Raw genomic sequence first — 21,183 nt, 5'->3', positions numbered from 1 at the left:
CACTGTATCCGGCCAGGTGTGCGCGGCGGCAGGGCCCGGTACCGCGAGGACGGCCCGAGTCCCGCAGGTCGAAGCGGGTCGAAGCGCCGGGCACCCCGGAACAACGCGCTGTGTGCGTTCAGCGCGGGTTGCCTGTCGAGGCGGGCACGGAGCACGCGGGGCCCGCACTGGGAGTGCGGGCCCCGCGTCCCGGACCGTCAGGCAGCCCACGGCCAGTCGGAGTGCCGGGCGGACTCGAGCAACGGCACCATCCGGAAGGCCGCGTCCGACAGGCCTCCGAAGGTGTGCCGGTTGCCCTTCCCGGACGGGCCGTGCCCAGCCCGGTACCCGGCGAGGTTCCAGGTGTACACCGGCACGTCGGCCGGGACCTGCTCGGTCGGGTCGCCGTGGTGGCTGGGTGCGTACTGCTCGTCGGTGACGATCAGTACGCGGTCGTGCCTCCGGTAGTGCCGGCGCACCGCCTCGGTGGTGTTGGTGCCGCCGAGGTCATTGAACCGCTCCAGCACCTTCAGTACCGACTCGCCGCGACGGAAGGAGATCCGACGGCTGTCGGTGCCGAACTGGACCAGGTCCGCGTCCGTCGCGCGCAGGGCGAGCGCCGTGCCGAAGATCGCCGCCGTGTCGGCCCGGTTGAGCTGGGAGCGGTCGGACAGCCGCGACCAGAACATCGAGCCGGAACGGTCGACGAGGACCAGCGTCCGTCCGGGCAGCGCGGGCACGTTGGCCAGCGAGTGGCCGAGCGCCTGCTCCAGCGGGTACGCCCAGCGCAGGGACGGCGCGTGCTGGTACGCGGCGAGGTACCGGAAGGGGAACTGCCGCGAGCGCGCGACCTCCGCCGGGTCGCTGATCCGGGCGGCGACCTGAGCGGCCACCTCGTCCGAGACCCCGGCCTCGTCGAAGTTGCGCAGGTTGCGGACCAGGGCCATGGGGCCCATGGACGGAATGACGGCCTCCCAGGCCCCCTTGTCCATCGGCCCCTGCAGCCAGCCCGCCAGCGCCTCCCAGGTCATCCCGGCCGCCGCGAGCCGCTCGGCACCGCCCTCGGACGTGACCACCGCACGCCGCTCCTCGACGGGCAGCGCCATCAGCTCGCGGTGCGCGGTCAGCGTCCGGTCGGACGCGGGCGGCACCGCGGTGTCCGGGTTGTGCCGGCGGTCGAGGGCGTACCGGAACAGCTCGCCCTGCCACGGCTTGTCCGGGTCCGGGGCCGCGTGCACCAGGTTGAGGATGTCGCCGAAGCGGTAGCCCTTGGACGCGGTGTCGTACTTCAGCAGCGACTTGCCGCTGTACAGACGCCGTACGGCGTCGGCGACGCCGCGCTTGACGGGCTTGGGCACATTACGGCCGTACGTCGCGGTCCAGTACGCGAGCAGCTCGCCGGGCTCGTCCGGGCGCCGCAGCACGGAGGCGACGACCTGCCGGTTGGAGGGACCGTCGGTGGCGTCGGCCTCCAGACGTGCGCTCACGTACTCGGCGGCGCCCACGATGGAGGCCGTGCGGAGGTTGCCCTCGCCTCGCAGCCAGCCGAGCAGGCCGGCCGTCCAGGACGGGTCGGTGACGGCGAGCCGGCGCACGAGCCGCGCGAACCGGGTGTCGCGGTCGGTGCCGGTCTCGTAGAAGGTCTGCTGCGAGACGAAGTTGGCGATCGACAGAAGGAAGAGCTCGGAACGCTCGTCCCGCTCGTGACCGCGGCCGCCCTGGTAGGTACGGAGCACTCGGCCCGTGGACGTCACGCGAGAGGTGGGCTGTGCCTTCGCGGCTCGCTTGTTGAATCGCGCCATGATGAATTCCCCCGAATTCACTGTCGTTTTCGGAGGGAGGCACAGCAAAAGGAGGGTGCCCGAGTTCGAATTCGGCTGCGGTGACTATAAACTGGCGCGTCTGCCGTTCCGCCACACCGACCCGGGGTCGATGACGGGATTCGAACCCGCATGAGGGGCATGCCCCCACCAGTTCCCGAAGTATCCGCTGCCTGCGCACCGGGCACCCACCATGAGCTGCGCCTCCCGAGATCAAGTCGGCGGCGGCATCGGATTCTTTTGGAGAGAAGTAGCCGCAGCCTGCGCACCGGGAGGTGCATGAAGTTGTGGTGTCCAGAGTTCAGGCCGGCGGAACCGACATTAGGTGCTCTGCCTCTGAGCTACACCGGCACGTGGTACCGGTGGCGGGATTCGAACCCGCGGCCTCCCCATTAAGAGTGGAAGTAGGTCCTGCCTTCGCACCTGGACGTTCATCACTCTAAGAGGGAGGCCGTGGGACGAGCGAGCGAATTAATTACCCGCGCTTCTGGCGCTTCCAGGGGCCGGTGATGGCGAGCAGGATGCCCGGCGTCTGGATGTTGGCGTAGAGGGTCCTGCCGTCGGGCGAGAAGGTGACGCCGGCGAACTCGCTGTACTCGGGCTCCTCTTCGGTGCCGACGTTCAGGTCGTTGCGGGCGATGGGGTACGTACGGCCGCTGTCGGTGGCACCGAACAGGTGCGAGACGCCCTCGCCGTCCTCGGCGAGGATGATGCCGCCGTACGGGGAGACGGTGATGTTGTCGGGGCCGTCGAAGGCGCCGTCCTGGGACGGGTCGAGGTTGACGCCGAGGAGGACCTTGAGGGTGAGGGTGCGGCGCTTGGGGTCGTAGAACCAGACCTGGCCGTCGTGCGCGGCGCCGGGGCTCTCCTCACGGGCGTACGAGGACACGATGTAGGCGCCGCCGTCGCCCCACCACATGCCCTCCAGCTTGCGGGCGCGGGTGATCTCGCCGGCCGCGAACTGCTTGCGCACGGCGACGGTCCTGGCGTCGCGGTCGGGGACGTCCACCCAGTCGACGCCGTAGACCGTGCCGGTCTTCGTGGCGCGGGAGAGGTCGTCGACGAACTTGCCGCCGGAGTCGAAGCACTTGGGCGCCTGGAGGACACCGGCGTCGTCGGCGAGGGTGCGGAACTTGCCGCGGCCGTACGCGAAGCCCTTCGGCGGGGTCCAGCGGAAGAACAGGCCGTTGGGCGAGGCGGCGTCCTCGGTGAGGTAGGCGTGGCCGCGCCTGGGGTCGATGACGACGGCCTCGTGGTCGTAACGGCCGAAGAACTTCAGGGGCTTGGGGTTCTTGTTGGCGCGGCGGTCGCTGGGGTCGACCTCGAAGACGTAGCCGTGGTCCTTGGTCATGCCGTTGACGCCGGCCTTGTCGGAGTTCTCCTCGCAGGTGAGCCAGGTGCCCCAAGGGGTGCTGCCACCGGCGCAGTTGGTGGAGGTGCCGGCGATGCCGACCCATTCGGCGACCTGGCCGTCGGGGCGGACCTCGACGACGGTGCAGCCGCCGGATGCGGCGGGGTCGTAGACGAGGCCGTCGGTGAGCGGGACCGGGTACTTCCAGTTGGCGCGCGGGCCCTTCAGCTCGTGGTTGTTGACGAGGAGGGTGGTGCCGCGCGGGCCGTCGAAGGTGGCCGTTCCGTCGTGGTTGGAGGGGGTGAACTCGCCCGACTCCAGCTTGGTCCTGCCGCTGTAGGTGATGACGCGGTACGTGAACCCGGCGGGCAGCGCGAGGATGCCCTCGGGGTCGGGGATCAGCGGTCCGTACCCGACACCGCCACCGTGGGCGTCCGCGGACTCCTCGCTCGCGGTCTCGGCCTCCGTCTCCGTGGACGCGAGGGCGTTCGGTGCGGTGGCCAGCACGCCGGCGCTGCCCGCCAGCGCGACACCGGCACCGGTGATCGCGGAGTTTCTGGCGAAGTCCCTGCGGGTGAGCGACATGGTGTCTCCTGTTGACAGTGGGTGCCGTGGGAGGTGGCGGACTTCGAGACGGCGCAACGGTCCCGCCCATGTCTGAATGCCGGTTGAACGCCGGGAGGATTCAGTGGAGCTACCTGAGTGAATCCGCACCGGCCCGGGGCATCGCCCCGCAGGGGCACGGGCCTGTATCGCTATGCGGCTCCGCCGCGCGGGCGCGGCCGGCCACACTCGACCGGCACTCGCGAACCGGCATCAACCACCCTGCTGCGATCGCGCCTTGAACGCGGCCTTGCGCGCTTCCTTGGCGATCTTCTTGTCGGGATGCAGCCGCCCCATCGCCTCCAGCACATCCGCCGTGGCCGGATGATCGACCCGCCAAGCCGCCGCGAAGAACGAGCTGTGCTGCGCGGCCAGCCCCTCCACCAGCGCCGTCAGCTCCTCGGAGTTCCCCTCGGCCGCCAGCTGGGCGGCAAGGGTGTCGACGGTCAGCCAGAACACCAGCTCCTGGGAGGGCGCGGGTACGTCGGGGAACCCGGCCTCGGTCAGCCAGACCCGGGCCAGCCCGCCCAGCTCGGGATCGTCGAGGACCTCCCGCAGCGCGGGCTCGGCCTCCGGGCCCACCAGGGACAGCGCCTGCTGGCAGCGCAGCCGCCGCAGCGGCGCCCCGGCGTCCAGTCCGCGTGCCGCTGCCAGCAACTCCCGTGCCGCGGCGAGGGATTCGCGCCGGGTCAGCCACTGCTCGGTCTCGGCCTGCGCCGCCCGCGGCGGGAACGTGGCCGTCCCGTCGAGCAGCGCGTCGGCGCCCTTGTCCGCGAGGTCCCCGACCGCGGGAGCCTCGAACCCGGCTTCCAGCAGCCGGGCCCGCAGCCCGTACAGCCCGAGCGGGGTCAGCCGGACCATGCCGTAGCGCGAGACGTCGGTGTCGTCGACGGCGGCCGACGGATCCTCGCCGGCGCCTTCGGCGTCCGCCATCAGGGTCTCGTCCACCGGCTGGTACTCCACCAGGCCGACCGGCTCCAGCAGCCGGAACTGGTCGTCCAGGCGCATCATCGCGTCGGACACCTGCTCCAGCACGTCGTTCGTGGGCTCGCTCATGTCGCTGGGCACGATCATCGAGGCGGCCAGGGCGGGCAGCGGCACGGGCCCGTCGGCCGGCCCGTCCTCGCTGACCGTCAGCAGGTACAGGTTGCCGAGCACCCCGTCGAGGAACTCCGCCTCGGCGTCCGGGTCCCAGTCCAGCGAGGAGAGGTCGACCTCGCCGCCCGCGTCCATGGCGTCGACCAGGTCGTCGAGGTCGGGCACGCTCGCGTCCGCGAGCACCGTCTCCAGCGCCCCGGTCCACACGCCGAGTACGTCCTGCGGCGAGCCGCCGGTCAGCAGGGCCAGTTCCGCGCCGGGCGCGACGGTGCCCTCCTCCTCGTCGACGACCTCGATCAGTCCGGTGTCGACGGCCACCCGCCAGGCCTCGCTCGCGTAGGCGGCGGCGTCGTCCCCGCTCAGCCCGAGCAGCTCGGCGGCGGCCGGGAGTTGCTCGTCGACGAGCCCGCCCCCGGCGTCGACCCGGGTGTCGGGCCCGGCCCAGCGGGCCAGCCGCGCGGCCCGGGAGAGCAACGGCGTGGACAGGGCGTCACGCGCCAGCTCCGCTTCGGGGTGCAGCCGCACCGGCGGCAGGGGGGAGCTGTCTGACATCGGCTGGTTCTCCTAGGGCGTTCCGCAGGGCCGTACGCATCACGGCTCGGCAGCTGTTACATCACGGCTCAACCGCTCAGCCTAGACGGGTTTCCACCCATGCCGCCCGGTTCATCTCCCCGTCAGGCTGCGTACATGGCCGAAACCTTGACAAGTGGCCTGAGCAGGCAGGAGATTGACGCGCGTAGAAATCGGGCGGACATCTGTTCACTGTATTTTCTACGCGCGTCGCCACCGCCCCACCGGTCGCGCCTGCACCGACCGTTCCACGCACCACCCTCGTCCCGGCGCCCAAGTACGTCCCCGGAGGGATTTCCGTTGCCGAGCAAGAAGTCCGCGCGTCTCGCCGCGCTCACCGTCGCCGCCGTCTGTTCCGCGGCCTCCACCGTTGTCCTCACCGCGCCCGCGCACGCGGACTCCGTGCGCATCCGTGACGTCCAGGGCAGCACCCGAATATCGCCGTACGCCGGCAAGCAGGTCACGGACGTGGCCGGAATCGTCACCGGCGTGCGCACCTACGGCTCGTCCAGAGGCTTCTGGATCCAGGACCCGCAGGCCGACGACAACCCCGCCACCAGCGAGGCCATATTCGTCTACACCAACTCCACGCCGAAGGGCGTCGCCGTCGGCGACGCGGTCACGGTGTCGGGCACCATCCAGGAGTACGTCCCGGGCGGCGCCGCCACCGGCAACCAGTCGATCACCGAGATCACCAAGCCGACGTTCACCGTCGTCTCCAGCGGCAACGCCGTCCCGGCAGCCGTGGTCATCTCCGCCAGGTCCGTGCCGGACGCGTACGCCCCCGCCGGCGACACCGCCGCGAACGGCTCGGTCAACGGCCTGACGCTCAGGCCCTCGGCCTACGCCCTGGACTACTACGAGTCCCTGGAGCACATGAACGTCCGGGTCGCCGACGCGCGAGTGGTGACCGGCACCGACGCCTTCAACGAACTGTGGGTCACGGTGAAGCCGCACGAGAACGCCAACCGGCGGGGCGGTACGGTCTACGGCTCCTACGACTCCCAGAACACCGGACGCCTGCAGATCCAGTCCCTCGGCGCGGCCACCGACTTCCCGAAGGCGAACGTCGGCGACACCCTCGCCGGCACCACCACCGGCCCGCTGGACTACACCCAGTTCGGCGGCTACACCCTCGTCGCGAGCGAGCTCGGCACGCTCAAGAGCGGTGGCATCAAGCGGGAGACGACCCAGAAGCAGGGGCGCGGCGAGCTGGCGGTCGCGACCTACAACGTCGAGAACCTGGACCCGTCCGACGCCACCTTCGCCGAGCACGCCTCCGCGATCGTGAACAACCTCCAGTCGCCCGACATCGTGTCCCTGGAGGAGATCCAGGACAACAACGGCAAGACGAACGACGGTACGGTCGCCGCCGACCAGACGATGAAGAAGCTGATCGACGCGATCGCCGCCGCGGGCGGCCCGGCGTACGACTGGCGCTCCATCGACCCGGTCGACAAGGCCGACGGCGGTGAGCCGGGCGGCAACATCCGCCAGGTGTTCCTGTTCAACCCGGAGCGGGTCTCCTTCGTCGACCGTGCGGGCGGCGACGCCGCGACGGCCGTCGGTGTGACCAAGGTGAACGGCAAGGCGGCGCTGACGGCGTCCCCCGGCCGTATCGACCCGGCGGACGCCGCCTGGACGAACAGCCGCAAGCCGCTGGCCGGCGAGTTCGTCTTCCGCGGCAAGACGGTCTTCGTGATCGCCAACCACTTCGCCTCCAAGGGCGGCGACCAGTCGCTGCACGCGCAGTACCAGCCGCCGGCCCGCAGCTCGGAGACCCAGCGCCACCTCCAGGCGACCGCGGTCAACGCGTTCGTGAAGGACATCCTGGCCGTCCAGAAGAACGCGGACGTCGTCACGCTCGGCGACATCAACGACTTCGAGTTCTCCGGCACCACCCAGCGGCTGGAGGACGGCGGCGCACTGTGGTCGGCGATCAAGTCGCTGCCCAAGAGCGAGCGTTACTCGTACGTCTACCAGGGCAACGCCCAGACGCTGGACCAGATCCTGATCAGCCCGTCGATCCGGCGCTCCTGCGACTTCGAGTACGACAGCGTGCACATCAACTCGGAGTTCAACGACCAGATCAGCGACCACGACCCGCAGGTGCTGCGGTTCCGCCCGTAACCGCCGGCGGTGCTCAGGACTGGCTGAACACGCCGTTCAGCCAGTCCTGCCAGGCGGTTTCACACTCCTTGATGTCGGCGCCCGGCGTGAAGTCGTGCAGGGAGATGCCGACGGGGTGGCCCCAGTGGTTGCGTCCGAAGACGCGGGTGAGGCCCCGGTCCGTGCGCAGCCCGATGAAGTACGGGTCGCGGTAGTCGACCACCGCCTCGAACACGTCGGGCCCGTGGACCGTCACCCGCGTCCCGGCGGCCACGTCCTCCCCGACGCCGAGCGCGCGCCCGACGGCGGCGAGGGCGTCGGCGGCCTTCGACGCCTCGGGGCCGTCGAACGTCGCGAAGGCGGCCGGCCGGGGCGCGAAGTGGACCAGGTACTCGCGCAGGGTGTGCAGATAGAAGTCGGTGTGCTTGGCGGCACCGTCGTACTGGTTGTCCCAGTCGTCGACGAAGATCCCGCTGTGCACGTACCGCACCCAGGCGCGCCGGCCCTCGTCGCGCGGTTCGACGGTGTAGTCGAGCTGGTTGGCGCTCTGCTCGGCGATGCCCTCGACGTCCTCGACGCGGTTGCTGTAGCGGTGCGGCGGATCCCAGGCGGTGACGGTGGACCCGAAGGGCCCCTTGCCGCCGACCTTGGGCTCCGGCGGCTCCATCGGCCACAGATAGCCGCCGGTTCCGGTGGTGATCGCCTCCCAGACCTCCTGGGGAGTGGCGTCGACCTCGAACTCGCGGGCGATCTCGAATTCCTTGGACATGGTGGGCTCCTGAGTCCTACTGCTCGATTTCCTGGGCGGACCGGTCCTCGACCGCGGGATCCGCCGTGTGACCGGCCGTGTGACCGGCCGTGGGTTTGACCGTCGGGTGTACGGCGACCACGATCCGGTGATCCCGGCCGCCCTGGGCGTCGGGCGCGTCGTACTTGCGGATCAGCGCGCTCACGCCCGCCGTCAACTCCTCGATGAACGCGGCCCGTTCGGCGGCCGACGCGAACCGGACCTCGCCGTCCAGGGCGTACGTCGCCAGCCGTTTGCGGGCCTTCGCGGCGCCGGTGATCAGCGAACCCACGTCCCGCACGAGCCGGGCGCCGAGGGCGAGCAGCCAGCGGGCGGAGAGCTGGTCCCGGAAGCGGTCCGGGTCCGGCTGCACGGAGGCGAGCGCGAGCGGGGAGATCACATACGACGCGGCGGTCGCCCGCATCAGCCGTTCGGTGACGTTGCCCTTGCGCCGCTCTCCGGCCAGCTCGACCAGACCGTGCCGCTCCAGCGCCTTGAGGTGGTAGTTCACCTTCTGCCGGGGCAGCCCGACCTTCCCGGCCAGCATGGCGGCCGACGCGGGCCCGGCCGCGAGTTCGGCGAGCAGCCGGGCCCTTATGGGGTCCAGGGAGACGGCTGCGGCCTCGGGGTCCTCGATCACGGTGACGTCCAGCATGGGTCCACCGTCTCACCGAAAACTTTTTTTGTCCAGACGGAATCATTCTTCGGTGGAGGGATCAGTGGAGGACGACCGTTCCGTCAGGGACGAGTGCTCAGTCGGGACAAGTGACCAGTCGGGGACGAGGGCTCAGTCGGGGACGAGTCCGAGGGCGTAGTCGTACCGGCTGACCGTGCTGCTCCTGAGCCCCGGCCAGGTCTGTACGCGGTGCCACAGCTCGGTCGACGAGCCGATGCCGTCGCCCGGGGCGGCGAGGGCCTCGATGTGGGCCTGAGTGCTCTCCCACTCGGCGTAGTTGAGGACGCGGGCCCCGTCGGTGCTGAGGTGGAAGTGGCCGGAGATGCCGCCGGGACGGGGGTTCGGCTCGCTCTCCAGGGCCTCGAAGACCGCGTCGACCCAGGCGCGCTGCCGGTCGGGGTCAGGGCCCTCGAACTCGACGTCGACGATCACGATGCAGCCGGGGACGCGCCGGTCGCCCTCGCGGCGGGCGCTGCGGTAGGGCCGGTACCGGCCGAGCCCCAGCCGCTCGATGTCCGGTACGGCGGTGTCGATCTCGTCGTTGCGCTCTTGCCGGTGCGTCTTCACGAAGGCCTCGTACGCCTGCTCGCTCGCCCACTGCGAGTAGTGGAGCAGGGTGGAGCCGTCCTGGCCGGTGTAGACGTAGTAGCCGAGCAGGCCGTCCGCGGGCCAGGGGCGGCGCTCCCAGGTGTCGGCGATCGCCTCGACGCTCTGCTTCTGCCGAAGGGGCGTGCCCACGCGCCAGGTGCTGAAGAAGGGGGCGCCGATCTCGGGGCGGGTGAGGTCGGGGTGGGTGTCGGTGCGGCGGGTCATGGAGACCTCCGGAACGGGTGGCCGATGCGTGCACCGATCACCATTCGCCCTCAACCGAACTTGAGGTCAAGGGCGAAGAGCCGCGGGCGGTCGCGCCGGTGGGCGGCCCGGAGGGGAGGCTGGCCCGGAGGGGCACAGCCCGGTCCGGATGAGCGCGCGGCCCGGCACCCGTAGGCGCCGGGCCGCGTGACCCGTACCCGGTCGGCCGCAGCCGACGGCGCCGCCTGACTCCGCCGTACCGTGGGGCCTCAGCGGTGCCCGTTGCGCCGGTGCCGCATCACCCGTGCCGCGAGCACCGCCCCCACCGCCGCCCCGGCGATCAGCACCGGGCGCGGATGCCGCAGGCCGGCCTGGACGACGGTGCGCACGGGGCGCGGCACGCTGTGCTCGACCACGTGGCCCGCGTGTGTCGCCTTGCCCTGGACGGTGTGCCCGGCCTGGGTCGCCCGGTCCTGCACGGTGTGACCGGCCTGTGCGGCCCGGTCCTGCACCAGATGACCGGCCTGCGCCGCCTTGTCCTGCACCGCGTGGCCCGCCTGGGCCGCGCTGCTGCGCAGTTGCACGGTCATCGCGCCCGCCTTGTCCCTGAGGTCGGCGGCGCGGGCCATGGCGCGCCCCTTGACGTCCGCCTTCCCGGCCAACTCCGACACGGTGTCGCCGAGTTCGCCGCGCGTGTGCTCGATCTGGCGGCGCAGCTCCTCGGGACCCTTGGCCCCGCCGCTCGCCTTCCCGGCCGCGGCCTTCCCCGCGGCGGCGGCCTTCGCGGAGCCCTTCTTCGCGGCCCCCTTGCCGCTTGCCGCCCCCGCCTTCCTGTCCGTCATCGGTGTGCCCTTCCCTTGATCTCCTCGACATCGGCCCTGACGCTGCCGAGTGCTCGCTCCGGTGTGGGAGGCGCGGCGCGCCGCAGCTGGGCGCGGCCGGTCGCGGCGAGCAGACCCGCGACGGCGAACAGCACCGCCGTCACGATCAGCGCCGCCGCCCACAGGGGCAGCGTCAACGAGAGCGCGGCGGTGGCCGTCGCGGCGAGGAACAGCAGGCCGGCGTACGCGACCGCGCCCGCCGCACCCAGCAGCCCACCACCACGTCCGGCGCGCCGGCCCTTCTCGGCCAGCTCCTCCTTGGCGAGGGCGACTTCCTGCCGTACGAGACGGGAGAGCTGTTCGCCGGCCTGTCCGGCGAGTTCGCCCACCGAGTGGTGCTCGTCCCGCACCCGCTCGGGGGCCTTGGTCCCGGTCACCGTGTTCCGCCTCCTCTCGGTTCGGAACACCCCGGGTACCCGGACCGGCCCCCGCTATCCCTTCCGTCCGCCGCCCGGCCCGCGCTCGCCCAGCCGGGCCAGCTGGGTCTGGAACCAGTCGAGGCGGGCCTGCAACAGCGCGGCCTCGGCGGCGAGTTCGGGCACACCGAGGTCCTCGGCGCCCTCGAGCCCGGCCACCGCCCCGGACGCCACACCCTTCCCGGCCACCACCCGCAGCCCCTCCTCGCCCAGCCGGGCGAATTCCGCGAGCGAGACGGAGGTACGGCCGCGCAGGCAGCCCGCGCAGGAAGGGGCGAGGGCCGTCCAGCCGGGGCGGCCCCAGCCGGCGTCGGCCAGGGCGGCGGCGACCGTACCGCAGGCGCACGGGCCGACCGTGGCGGTGCGCACCCGCTGACGGGCGTAACGGAAGCCGCGTTCGAAGCGGATGTACCGGCCCAGCACGGTGACCTCGAGCAGGACGGCCGCCCGGTGCTCGGCCGTGCACAGCAGCGCCTCGGCCGTCGTACGGTCGTGCACACAGTGGAAGCCGCAGTCGCAGCGGCGGTTCGGCGCCCGGTGCCGCAGGCCGTAGACGCAGGACGCGTCGGCCAGGACTCCGTACGGCAGCGCGCCGCCCAGCGACACACCGGTGAACCCGGCCCGCGTGCCGTCCTGGGCCAGCACCGGGTGGGCGATCTTGTATCCGGTCGGCGGCTCCGTCGGGCGTTCCTCCGGAAGCCGCAGCCTCATCGGGCGACCGGGACCTCTTCGGGCGCCTTCAGTTCCTCGATCTCCTCGGGAAGCTGGAGTTCGGGTTCTTCCTCGCGGGTCCGCGGCCGCTCTTCCGCGACTCCGGTGGCGAGTGCCTTGCCGAGCTTCATGACGCCTCCCATGGCCAAGGGACGATGACCGTCCTGGCCATGGTGACCCATGACGCCCGAGTTGGACATAGGGCCTGCGTAGAGCCCGATGCCCCCTCTCCTCACAGCAATCCTTACCAATACCTGGTAGAGGAATTAAGTGGAGCTTCACAGTCGGCACGCCGAGACTACCCCCATGACGACGACGCCCTCCGCCACTCCGCCTTCCGCCACCCCGCCCTTCGGCCGCGCCCTCTGCGCCATGATCACGCCCTTCACCGAGGCGGGATCGCTCGACCTGGACGGCGCTCAGCGGCTCGCCGAGCGGCTGGTGTCCGAGGGGTGCGACGGGCTCGTGCTCTCCGGTACGACGGGCGAGTCGCCGACCACGTCCGACACCGAGAAGTCGGATCTGATCAGAGCCGTCCGGGAGGCGGTGGGCGAACGGGCGTCGGTCGTCGCCGGCGTGGGCACCTTCGACACCCGGCACACCGTCGAGCTGGCCCTGGCGGCCGAAAAGGCGGGCGCCGACGGCCTGTTGGTGGTCGCGCCGTACTACAGCAAGCCCCCGCAGGACGCCGTCGAGGCTCACTTCCACGAGGTCGCCGACGCCGCCGGACTGCCCCTCGCGCTGTACGACATCCCGGGCCGCACCGGCACCCGCATCGAGCCGGAGACGCTGATCCGGCTCGCCGAGCACCCCCGGGTCGTGGCGGTGAAGGACTGCTCCTACGACTTCCTCGGTGCCCAGAAGGTGCTGTCCCGGACCGGGTTGGCGTACTACGCGGGGTGCGACGAGCACAACCTCGCGCTGTACGCGGTGGGTGGGGCGGGCTATGTCAGCACGGTCGCCAATGTGGTTCCCCGCCATCTCCGTTCGGTACTGGACGCGTTCGACGCCGGAGACACGGCGGGCGCGGCCCGGCTCCAGCAACGGGCCACGCCCCTCATCGAGTCGATGATGTCGGCGGGTCTGCCCGGTTCGGTGACCGCCAAGGCCGTACTCAACGAGCTCGGCCTGCCCGCGGGCCCGGTCCGGGCACCGCTGCGGCCCGCCGGCCGGGAGGCGGTCGACGGGCTGCTGGCGGAGTACGAGCGGCTGGTGGCCTAGGCCGGAAAAAGGGCCGGGGCCCGTACCGCATCCTGTGCGGTACGGGCCCCGGCCCCACGCTGTGCCCGGTGCGCGATCAGCCCCACTTGTACCCGTCGCCGAAGAGCAGGAAGTGCTCCAGCACATCCTCCATCGGGTCGTCCACCTGCCCGACGTTGACCAGGCCGATGCGGGGGCCGTTGTGCGAGCCCGTGTTGGTCTCGTCGGCGTACGCGGTCCCGGCCGGCAGCCAGCACACCGCCCCCGCGGCCAGCGCGCCGACCACCAGGCGGAGTACGGTCCTGGCCCACGCGTTCGTCTTCACTCGACCGGTCATCGGCCCTCATTTCGTCGGTTCGGCATGTGATCGGAAACTTCGTCCACCCGTTCATCTGCCTGGACCGCGATGAGGTCACGTGGAGTAACCCGTACGTGATCGCGCCGTGTTGCCGCCGGGCGGCGTCAGTTGTGGCTGTGCAGGATCTCGTTCAGACCGCCCCACACCGCGTTGTTCGGGCGGGCCTCGACGGTGCCGGTGACCGAGTTGCGGCGGAAGAGGATGTTGGAGGCGCCGGACAGCTCGCGGGCCTTGACGATCTGACCGTCGGGCATGGTCACGCGCGTCCCCGCGGTGACGTACAGGCCGGCCTCCACCACGCACTCGTCGCCGAGCGCGATACCGACGCCCGCCTCGGCGCCGATCAGGCAGCGCTCGCCGATGGAGATGATCACGTTGCCGCCGCCGGACAGCGTGCCCATCGTGGAGGCACCGCCACCGATGTCGGAGCCGTCGCCGACGATGACGCCGGCGGAGATACGGCCCTCGACCATCGACGTACCGAGGGTGCCCGCGTTGAAGTTGACGAAGCCCTCGTGCATCACGGTGGTGCCCTCGGCGAGGTGGGCACCGAGCCGCACCCGGTCGGCGTCGGCGATCCGCACGCCCTTCGGGGCCACGTAGTCCGTCATGCGCGGGAACTTGTCGATCGAGGTCACCTGGAGGTGCAGGCCCTCGGCGCGGGCGTTCAGCCGGACCTTCTCGACGTCGTCGACGGCGACCGGACCGAGGGAGGTCCAGGCGACGTTGGCGAGGAAGCCGAACTGGCCCTCCAGGCTCAGGCCGTGCGGCTTGACCAGGCGGTGGGAGAGCAGGTGCAGGCGCAGGTAGACGTCGTGCGCGTCGATCGGCTTCTCGTCGAGCGAGGCGATGACCGTGCGGACCGCGACGACCTCGACGCCCCGGCGCGCATCCGGCCCGATCGCCGCGGTGGCACCGCCACCGAGCAGCTCCGCGGCACGCTCGGCGGACAGCCGCTCACTGCCGGAGGGGCCCGGCTCGGCAACGAGCTCAGGCGCGGGGAACCAAGTGTCGAGAACAGTGCCGTCAGCAGCGATCGTGGCGAGGCCGGCGGCCACGGCGCCGGTGGTGCGAGGAGCAGTCGTGTCGGTCATAAGGGCAACCTAACGTGACGCCCACCGCGGGAGCGAACCGGCGGGGGCACGTCTCACGTGCCGGGCGGTACGGCTCCGTCGGACGAGACGGTGCCGCCATGCGTCTCAGCCCGTCCGGCATCCGAGGGCGAGCCAGGCCGTCCCCTGACATCTCGACGCCGGCCCGCATCTCAGCCCGTCCGGCGTTTGAGGACGAGGCCCGTTCAGGGCCGAAGCGGGGGTCTGGGGGCCGCAGGCCCCCAGGGACGCGGGGTCGAAGGGGCAGCGCCCCTGGAGGATGGGACGGGTAGGGGCGGCGGGGGCGACCAACCGAGGGCCCCTCCGAGGCCGCCGCCCCCACACCGGTCACGGAATGACCCGGACCAGCACCTCGCGCGCGTACCCCTCGTCATACGGCACCTCGGTGAGCAGCACCTGCAGACAGATCCCGTCCATCAGCGCCACCAGCGCCCGCGCGGTGACCGCGTCCGTTCGACGGGACAACCGGTCGGCGAGGTCCTGCGCCCACTCCGCGGCGACCGGACGCAGGGCGGGCCGACGCAGGGCGGCGAGGTAGAGCTCGTACTCCAGCTCGACGCCGGTACGGTCGCCCGCCAGCCACTCCCCCATCAAGGCGGCGAGCTCGGTGGCGAGGTCGCGCTCCGGGTCCTCCAGCCCCCCACGGGAGGCGATCACCTTGGCGAACCCCTCGCTCGCCTGGCGCAGGGCGGCGACCATCAGGTCGTCGAGGGTCTTGAAGTGGTACGTCGTGGAGCCGAGCGGCACATCCGCCTCGGCGGCGACGGCGCGGTGGCTGAGCCCCGCGATGCCCTTCTCCCCGACGACCCGGATCGCCGCGTCGATGATCCGCTGCCGTCGCTCGGGGTCGTAGCGCCGCGGCATCAGTGCGCACCCCCCAGATTCAGCACGACCACACCCACAATGATCAGCGCGATCCCGGCGGCCTTGACGACGGTCATCCCCTCCCCCATGAAGACGATCCCTATCGTGGCGATGGCCGCGGTGCCGACACCGGCCCAGATCGCGTACGCCGTGCCCACGGAGACGGTCTTCAGGGTCTGGGCGAGCAACGTGAAGGACACGACGTATCCGAGCGCGGTCACCAGTGACGGCCCCAGCCTGCTGAAGCCGTCGCTGTACTTCATGGCCGTCGTGGCGGCCACCTCGGCCGCGATGGCCCCGGCGAGCAGCAGGTATCCCATGTGTACGATCGTACACAACGTTGCGTACGGCTGTACACAAAGGCCCCTCTGGCCGGTCGCCGTCGCCGTCGCGGGCGCCGAAGAGATCGATGTGGATACGGCTCGTTCCAAACGGCTGCCCCAACACCCCTGCGGCCACTACTGTTTCACCGTTCACATACCGGGCCTCGCAGCCGCGGCTGTCGTGACGTGACGCCGCTGGAGGATCAGCGCATGCCAGAAAACAAGTCCCGGCCACCTCAGGAGCAACCTTGGGAGAACGGCTGGGCCCCGGACACCTCCCGGGCACCGGGGACACGCCGCCTGTGGTTGGCGGGCGGGATGGCGGTGGCGACGATCGTCGCCTGTTTCACGGCGATCGCCGTGACGGACAGGGCGCCTGACGTGCGGGCACGCTCGGCGCCGGCCGACGACACCGCGTCGGTCCCCGGCCTGATCTCCTTCGCCACCCCGTCGGGAACCCTTCCCCCGGAGGGCAAGAGCGGCCTGTCGACCACCGAGGAGACGACGAGGGCGCCCGGCGGTCAGGACGCCGGCGCGCCCAAGCCCGAACCGGAGCAGAAGCCGAAGCCGTCCAAGTCGCCTTCCCCCACCGGCGGTTCAGCTCCCGCCCCGAAGCCCCCGGCCACCACCTGGCGGTCCGTCCGCTCGGTCAACTACCCCGACCGCTACTGGCACGCGAGCAGCGGCTACGTGAAGCTGGACGCGGTGGGTGGCTCGGAGAGCCGTGAGGACTCCACCTTCAAGCTGGTCAAGGGCCTGGCCAACGCGTCCTGCTACTCCTTCGCCACGGCCGACGGCGGCTACCTCCGCCACCGCAGCTTCGTCCTGCGCTCCGAACGCAACGACGGCTCCGCCGTGTTCGAGCAGGACGCCACCTTCTGCGCCCGCTCAGCGGGGTACTCGGGCGCGGTCATGCTGGAGTCGGTCAACTACCCGGGCCGTTTCCTGCGCCACCAGAACTTCCAGCTGAAGCTGGACCCTTACCAGCACAGCTCCCTCTACCTGGCGGACTCCGCGTTCCGGCTGGTGGCAGGGCTGGCCTGAGCGAACAGAACCTGAACGACAAGAGCGGCGAGGTCCTAGGACCTCGCCGCTCTTGCATGTCGCTTTCGTGCTCGCACGTCGCTTTTCGTGGCTGGTGGGCCTCAGACGTTGAAGCCCAGCGCCCGAAGCTGCTCACGGCCGTCGTCCGTGATCTTGTCCGGGCCCCACGGCGGCATCCACACCCAGTTGATGCGCAGCTCGCTGACGAGACCGTCCGTGGCGGACTTGGCCTGGTCCTCGATGACGTCCGTCAGCGGGCAGGCCGCCGATGTGAGGGTCATGTCGACCGTGGCCACGTTCGAGTCGTCGACGTGGATGCCGTAGATCAGGCCGAGGTTGACGACGTCGATGCCCAGCTCGGGGTCGACCACGTCCATCAGGGCCTCGCGGAGCTCCTCCTCCGAGGCCGGCTTCATCTCCACGGTTTCACTCATGCCGTCTTCCTTTCGGCGTCGGCTCCGCCCAGTACCTGGGCCGTCGCGTCCTTCCACGCCATCCAGCTCAGGAGGGCGCACTTGACCCGGGCCGGGTACTTGGAGACACCGGCGAACGCGACCGCGTCCTCCAGCACCTCCTCCATCGCGTCGTCCGGTTCGATCCTGCCCTTGGACTGCATCAGCTCCAGGAAGGTCTCCTGGATCTTCTGCGCGTCGGACAGCTCCTTGCCGACGAGGAGTTCGTTGAGGACCGACGCCGACGCCTGGCTGATCGAGCAGCCCTGGCCCTCGTACGAGACGTCCTCGATCTTCGTGCCGTCGTACTTCACACGGAGGGTGATCTCGTCACCGCACGTCGGGTTCACATGGTGCACCTCGGCGTCGCCATCCCTCAGACCACGCCCGTGCGGGTTCTTGTAGTGGTCCAGGATGACTTCCTGGTACATCGAATCCAGCTTCACCGTCTCAGCACGCCCCTCAGCCGAAGAAGTTCCGTACGTGCTCCAGGCCGTCCACCAGAGCGTCGATCTCGGCCGGCGTGGAGTACAGATAGAACGACGCTCGCGTGGTCGCAGGAATTCCGTACCGCAGGCAGACCGGCCGCGCGCAGTGGTGGCCGACCCGGACCGCGATGCCCTGCTCGTCGAGGACCTGGCCCACGTCGTGCGGGTGGATGTCACCGAGCGTGAAGGAGATCGCGGCGCCGCGGTCCTCGGCCGTCGTCGGGCCGATGATCCTGAGGTCCGGGACCTCCGCCAGCCGCTTCACCGCGTACTCGGTGAGCGCGTGCTCATGGGCGAGGATCTTGTCCATGCCGATCGCGTTGAGGTAGTCGATCGCCGCGCCCAGGCCGATCGCCTGCGAGACCGGGGGCGTACCCGCCTCGAACTTGTGCGGGGCGGGAGCGTACGTCGACGAGTGCATCGACACCGTCTCGATCATCTCGCCGCCGCCGAGGAACGGAGGCAGGTCCTCCAGCAGCTCCTGGCGGCCCCACAGGACGCCGATGCCGGTCGGGCCGCACATCTTGTGGCCGGTGAAGGCCACGAAGTCGGCCTGGAGCGCCTGCACGTCCAACGGCATGTGAGGAGCCGCCTGAGAGGCGTCGATGCAGACCAGCGCACCGACCTCCTGCGCGCGGCGCACTATCGCCTCGACCGGGTTGACCGTGCCCAGGATGTTGGAGACCAGCACGAAGGAGACGATCTTCGTCTTCTCCGTGATGATCTCGTCGATGTTGGACAGGTCGAGGCGGCCGTCGTCGGTCAGGCCGAACCACTTCAGCTTCGCGCCCGTGCGCTGCGCGAGCAGCTGCCACGGCACGATGTTGGAGTGGTGCTCCATCTCCGTGATGACGATCTCGGTCTCGTGGTCCACCCGGTAGGGCTCGTCGGCCCAGCCGAGCATGTTCGCCACGAGGTTGAGCGACTCGGAGGCGTTCTTGGTGAAGATCACCTCGTCGCGCGAAGGCGCGTTGATGAACTCCGCGACCTTGTCGCGCGCGCCCTCGTACAGCGCCGTGGCCTCCTCGGCGAGGACGTGCACGCCACGGTGGACGTTGGCGTTGTGCTGCTCGTAGTACTCGGAGAGCACGTCGAGCACCTGGCGCGGCGTCTGCGAGGTCGCCGCGTTGTCCAGGTACACGAGCTTCTTGCCGTCGTGGACGACGCGGTCCAGGATCGGGAAGTCCTTGCGGAGCGCCTCGGTGTCGAGGAGGCCCGGCAGCTGTGTCACGCGGATGCGCCACCCTTCACGTACTTGTCGTAGCCCTCGGCCTCGAGCTGGTCCGCGAGTTCCGCGCCGCCGGACTCGGCGATACGGCCGGCCGCGAAGACGTGGACGTGGTCGGGCTTGATGTAGCGCAGGATGCGCGTGTAGTGCGTGATCAGCAGGGTGCCGACCTCGCCGGACTCACGGGCCCGGTTCACGCCCTCGGAGACGACGCGCAGGGCGTCGACGTCCAGGCCGGAGTCGGTCTCGTCGAGGATCGCGATCTTCGGCTTGAGCAGCTCCAGCTGAAGGATCTCGTGGCGCTTCTTCTCACCGCCGGAGAAGCCCTCGTTGACGTTGCGCTCGGCGAAGGACGGGTCCATGTTGAGGCGCTCCATGGCCTCCTTGACCTCCTTCACCCAGGTGCGCAGCTTGGGGGCCTCGCCACGGATGGCGGTGGCGGAGGTGCGCAGGAAGTTGGAGACCGAGACGCCGGGGACCTCGACCGGGTACTGCATCGCCAGGAACAGGCCGGCGCGGGCGCGCTCGTCGACGGACATCTCCAGGACGTCCTCGCCGTCGAGGGTGACGGAGCCGCCGGTGATCGTGTACTTCGGGTGACCCGCGAGGGAGTAGGCGAGGGTCGACTTGCCGGAGCCGTTGGGGCCCATGATGGCGTGCGTCTCGCCCTGCTTCACGGTGAGGTCGACGCCCTTGAGGATCTCCTTCGTGGCGTTGTCGGCCTCGACGGTGACGTGCAGGTCTCGGATTTCAAGCGTTGCCATGGGTGCCTCAGGACTCCTGGGTGAGGGAGACGAGAACGTCGTCCCCTTCGATCTTTACGGGGTATACGGGGACGGGGCGCGTCGCGGGAAGGCCGGACGGCTTGCCGGTTCTGAGGTCGAACGCGGAGCCGTGCAGCCAGCACTCGATCTGGCAGTCCTCCACCTCGCCCTCGGAGAGCGAGACGTTCGCGTGGGAGCAGATGTCGTGGATGGCGAACACCTCCCCCTCGGTCTGCACGACCGAGACCGGCGTGCCGTCGAGTTCCACCCGCTTCGGGGTGTCCTCCTCCAGCTCGCTCAGGCCGCAGGCGCGTACGAAGGCAGTCATCAGACCGACGCCTCCAGCTCCTCGTCGATCTTCACGAGGAGGCGCTCCTCGATGTCGTCGACACCGATCTGCTGGACGAGCTCGGCGAAGAAGCCGCGGACCACCAGGCGACGGGCCTCGCCGGCGGGGATGCCGCGGGCCATCAGGTAGAAGAGCTGCTCGTCGTCGAAGCGGCCGGTCGCCGAGGCGTGGCCGGCGCCGACGATCTCGCCGGTCTCGATCTCGAGGTTCGGCACGGAGTCGACGCGGGCGCCGTCGGTCAGAACCAGGTTGCGGTTCATCTCGTAGGTGTCCGTGCCCTCGGCCTTGGCCTCGATGAGGACGTCGCCGATCCACACCGCGTGGGCGTTGTCGCCCTGCAGCGCGCCCTTGTAGACGACGTTGGACTTGCAGTGCGGGACGTTGTGGTCGACCAGGAGGCGGTGCTCCTGGTGCTGGCCGGCGTCCGTGAAGTACAGACCGAGCAGCTCGGCCTCGCCGCCGGGGCCGGCGTAGGTGACGCGCGGGTGGAGGCGTACGACGTCGCCGCCGAAGGTCACCACGACCGACTTGAAGCTCGCGTCGCGGCCGATGAGGGCGTTGTGCTGGGCCACGTGCACGGCCTTGTCGTCCCAGTCCTGGACGGAGACGACGGTCAGCTTGGCGCCGTCGCCCAGGATGTAGTCGACGTTGGCGGCGAGCACCGCGTCACCGGTGTGGTCGATGACGACGACGGCCTCGGCGAAGGCACCCAGCTCGATGACCTGGTGGCCGAAGGCCACCCCGCCCTCGCCGTGCACGGCGATGCGGATCGGCTCGGAGAGGACCGTCTCCTTGGGGACGGTGACCACGCCGGCCTTCTCGAACGCCGAGTACGCCTGGGCGGCGATGCGGTCCACCGGGGTGCCCGCCTTGCCGATCCGGGCGTCGTCACGGCCGACGGTCTCGACGGTGACGCCCTCGGGGGCCTGCACGTCGACCTTGACGCCGTCACCGGTGGCGACGGCGGTGCCGTCGTGCAGCCCGCGCAGGCGCTCCAGCGGGGTGAACCGCCACTCCTCCTCGCGGCCGTGCGGGACCGGGAAGTCCGTCACGTCGAAGGACGGGGGCGCGCTCATGCGCGTGGCGACGGTCGACTCGGCGGCCACCGCGATCTGGCCCGCGGTGGTGGACCCCACGGGGATGTTCTGAGCCTCAGCCATGGCTGTCGGTCTGCTCTCTTTCCTACGTCAGATTTCGCTAGCTGCTTG

23 protein-coding genes and 1 pseudogene are annotated in these 21,183 nt (G+C 70.6%); 3 read left to right on the top strand and 21 right to left on the bottom strand.

From position 1 onward, the window contains the following. Window positions 1-197: 197 nt before the first annotated feature. The 3 genes from ACIREI_RS42395 to ACIREI_RS42385 all read right to left on the bottom strand — a co-directional run bounded on the left by ACIREI_RS42395 (window position 198) and on the right by ACIREI_RS42385 (window position 5,403). Window positions 198-1,781 carry a TROVE domain-containing protein gene (locus tag ACIREI_RS42395; RefSeq protein ID WP_403345227.1) on the bottom strand — a complete coding sequence of 528 codons (1,584 nt, stop codon included), beginning with the start codon at window positions 1,779-1,781 and terminating at the stop codon, window positions 198-200. 493 nt (window positions 1,782-2,274) lie between these two features. After that, the gene (locus ACIREI_RS42390; RefSeq protein WP_403345225.1) at window positions 2,275-3,735 is read right to left on the bottom strand and encodes an alkaline phosphatase PhoX; all 1,461 of its coding nucleotides are present in this window, start codon (window positions 3,733-3,735) and stop codon (window positions 2,275-2,277) included. 231 nt (window positions 3,736-3,966) lie between these two features. Then, window positions 3,967-5,403: a hypothetical protein gene (locus ACIREI_RS42385; protein ID WP_403345223.1), complete on the bottom strand. Its 1,437-nt coding sequence runs from the start codon at window positions 5,401-5,403 to the stop codon at window positions 3,967-3,969. Between the two features lie 318 nt (window positions 5,404-5,721). Between ACIREI_RS42385 and ACIREI_RS42380 the strand changes: the two genes are divergently transcribed. Further along, a complete protein-coding gene (locus ACIREI_RS42380; RefSeq protein WP_403345221.1) occupies window positions 5,722-7,551 on the top strand; it encodes an endonuclease/exonuclease/phosphatase family protein in 1,830 nt (609 codons plus the stop codon). A 13-nt stretch (window positions 7,552-7,564) separates the two neighbouring features. Here ACIREI_RS42380 and ACIREI_RS42375 read toward each other — a convergent pair whose 3' ends face one another. The 7 genes from ACIREI_RS42375 to ACIREI_RS42345 form a co-directional block, all read right to left on the bottom strand. Further along, the gene (locus ACIREI_RS42375) at window positions 7,565-8,299 is read right to left on the bottom strand and encodes an SRPBCC domain-containing protein (RefSeq protein WP_403345220.1); all 735 of its coding nucleotides are present in this window, start codon (window positions 8,297-8,299) and stop codon (window positions 7,565-7,567) included. A 16-nt stretch (window positions 8,300-8,315) separates the two neighbouring features. After that, on the bottom strand, window positions 8,316-8,972 hold the full coding sequence (locus ACIREI_RS42370) for an ArsR/SmtB family transcription factor (protein WP_403345218.1): 657 nt from the start codon (window positions 8,970-8,972) through the stop codon (window positions 8,316-8,318). 132 nt (window positions 8,973-9,104) lie between these two features. Then, window positions 9,105-9,806 carry an antibiotic biosynthesis monooxygenase gene (locus tag ACIREI_RS42365; protein WP_403345216.1) on the bottom strand — a complete coding sequence of 234 codons (702 nt, stop codon included), beginning with the start codon at window positions 9,804-9,806 and terminating at the stop codon, window positions 9,105-9,107. Window positions 9,807-10,054: 248 nt separating this feature from the next. Beyond that, window positions 10,055-10,627 carry a DUF3618 domain-containing protein gene (locus tag ACIREI_RS42360; protein ID WP_403345214.1) on the bottom strand — a complete coding sequence of 191 codons (573 nt, stop codon included), beginning with the start codon at window positions 10,625-10,627 and terminating at the stop codon, window positions 10,055-10,057. Beyond that, complete coding sequence (locus ACIREI_RS42355) at window positions 10,624-11,043, bottom strand: phage holin family protein (protein WP_403345212.1); 420 nt, start codon at window positions 11,041-11,043, stop codon at window positions 10,624-10,626. Before ACIREI_RS42355 ends, ACIREI_RS42360 begins: the two co-directional genes overlap by 4 nt. Before the next feature lie 54 nt (window positions 11,044-11,097). Further along, window positions 11,098-11,793, bottom strand: a complete 696-nt coding sequence (locus ACIREI_RS42350) for a hypothetical protein (protein ID WP_403345210.1) — start codon at window positions 11,791-11,793, stop codon at window positions 11,098-11,100. Beyond that, on the bottom strand, window positions 11,790-11,924 hold the full coding sequence (locus ACIREI_RS42345) for a hypothetical protein (protein WP_403345208.1): 135 nt from the start codon (window positions 11,922-11,924) through the stop codon (window positions 11,790-11,792). Before ACIREI_RS42345 ends, ACIREI_RS42350 begins: the two co-directional genes overlap by 4 nt. Window positions 11,925-12,099: 175 nt before the next feature. On the opposite strand from ACIREI_RS42345, the gene dapA reads away from it, so the two are divergent. Further along, window positions 12,100-13,014 (top strand): 4-hydroxy-tetrahydrodipicolinate synthase, encoded by a 915-nt coding sequence (dapA, locus tag ACIREI_RS42340; protein ID WP_403345206.1) that lies wholly within the window; start codon window positions 12,100-12,102, stop codon window positions 13,012-13,014. Window positions 13,015-13,090: 76 nt separating this feature from the next. Here the strand turns inward: dapA and ACIREI_RS42335 are convergent, their stop codons facing one another. The 5 genes and pseudogenes from ACIREI_RS42335 to ACIREI_RS42315 form a co-directional block, all read right to left on the bottom strand. After that, entirely contained in the window at window positions 13,091-13,330 is a 240-nt protein-coding gene (locus ACIREI_RS42335) for a hypothetical protein (RefSeq protein WP_403345204.1), read from the bottom strand. A gap of 125 nt (window positions 13,331-13,455) precedes the next feature. Beyond that, window positions 13,456-14,445: a 2,3,4,5-tetrahydropyridine-2,6-dicarboxylate N-succinyltransferase gene (gene dapD, locus ACIREI_RS42330; RefSeq protein ID WP_302001580.1), complete on the bottom strand. Its 990-nt coding sequence runs from the start codon at window positions 14,443-14,445 to the stop codon at window positions 13,456-13,458. Window positions 14,446-14,613: 168 nt separating this feature from the next. Then, window positions 14,614-14,786: pseudogene (locus ACIREI_RS42325) on the bottom strand (cobyrinic acid a,c-diamide synthase); the annotation flags it as partial. A 4-nt stretch (window positions 14,787-14,790) separates the two neighbouring features. Next, complete coding sequence (locus ACIREI_RS42320; RefSeq protein ID WP_403345202.1) at window positions 14,791-15,327, bottom strand: TetR/AcrR family transcriptional regulator; 537 nt, start codon at window positions 15,325-15,327, stop codon at window positions 14,791-14,793. Then, window positions 15,327-15,647 (bottom strand): DMT family transporter, encoded by a 321-nt coding sequence (locus ACIREI_RS42315; RefSeq protein ID WP_403345200.1) that lies wholly within the window; start codon window positions 15,645-15,647, stop codon window positions 15,327-15,329. The genes ACIREI_RS42320 and ACIREI_RS42315 overlap by 1 nt, the downstream gene beginning before the upstream one ends. A gap of 213 nt (window positions 15,648-15,860) precedes the next feature. On the opposite strand from ACIREI_RS42315, the gene ACIREI_RS42310 reads away from it, so the two are divergent. After that, window positions 15,861-16,694, top strand: a complete 834-nt coding sequence (locus tag ACIREI_RS42310; protein WP_403345198.1) for an AbfB domain-containing protein — start codon at window positions 15,861-15,863, stop codon at window positions 16,692-16,694. 101 nt (window positions 16,695-16,795) lie between these two features. On the opposite strand, the gene ACIREI_RS42305 is transcribed toward ACIREI_RS42310, so the two are convergent. Genes ACIREI_RS42305 through sufD form a run of 6 tightly spaced genes read right to left on the bottom strand, consistent with a single transcriptional unit; the run spans window position 16,796 to window position 21,135 of the window. Beyond that, on the bottom strand, window positions 16,796-17,128 hold the full coding sequence (locus ACIREI_RS42305; RefSeq protein WP_004989638.1) for a metal-sulfur cluster assembly factor: 333 nt from the start codon (window positions 17,126-17,128) through the stop codon (window positions 16,796-16,798). Further along, on the bottom strand, window positions 17,125-17,592 hold the full coding sequence (gene sufU, locus ACIREI_RS42300) for a Fe-S cluster assembly sulfur transfer protein SufU (protein ID WP_302001576.1): 468 nt from the start codon (window positions 17,590-17,592) through the stop codon (window positions 17,125-17,127). Before sufU ends, ACIREI_RS42305 begins: the two co-directional genes overlap by 4 nt. 16 nt (window positions 17,593-17,608) lie before the next feature. Further along, complete coding sequence (locus tag ACIREI_RS42295) at window positions 17,609-18,865, bottom strand: cysteine desulfurase (RefSeq protein ID WP_403345195.1); 1,257 nt, start codon at window positions 18,863-18,865, stop codon at window positions 17,609-17,611. After that, window positions 18,862-19,626 (bottom strand): Fe-S cluster assembly ATPase SufC, encoded by a 765-nt coding sequence (gene sufC / locus ACIREI_RS42290; RefSeq protein WP_403345193.1) that lies wholly within the window; start codon window positions 19,624-19,626, stop codon window positions 18,862-18,864. The genes ACIREI_RS42295 and sufC overlap by 4 nt, the downstream gene beginning before the upstream one ends. A 7-nt stretch (window positions 19,627-19,633) precedes the next feature. Continuing rightward, entirely contained in the window at window positions 19,634-19,954 is a 321-nt protein-coding gene (locus tag ACIREI_RS42285) for a non-heme iron oxygenase ferredoxin subunit (protein ID WP_403345191.1), read from the bottom strand. Then, window positions 19,954-21,135: a Fe-S cluster assembly protein SufD gene (gene sufD / locus ACIREI_RS42280; RefSeq protein ID WP_403345189.1), complete on the bottom strand. Its 1,182-nt coding sequence runs from the start codon at window positions 21,133-21,135 to the stop codon at window positions 19,954-19,956. The genes ACIREI_RS42285 and sufD overlap by 1 nt, the downstream gene beginning before the upstream one ends. Window positions 21,136-21,183 lie beyond the last annotated feature (48 nt).

Source organism: Streptomyces sp. NPDC093591 (genome assembly GCF_044764885.1).
Classification (GTDB): domain Bacteria; phylum Actinomycetota; class Actinomycetes; order Streptomycetales; family Streptomycetaceae; genus Streptomyces.
Note: the sequence above shows the minus strand (reverse complement) of the source record. Positions and strands in the feature narration are given on the sequence as shown.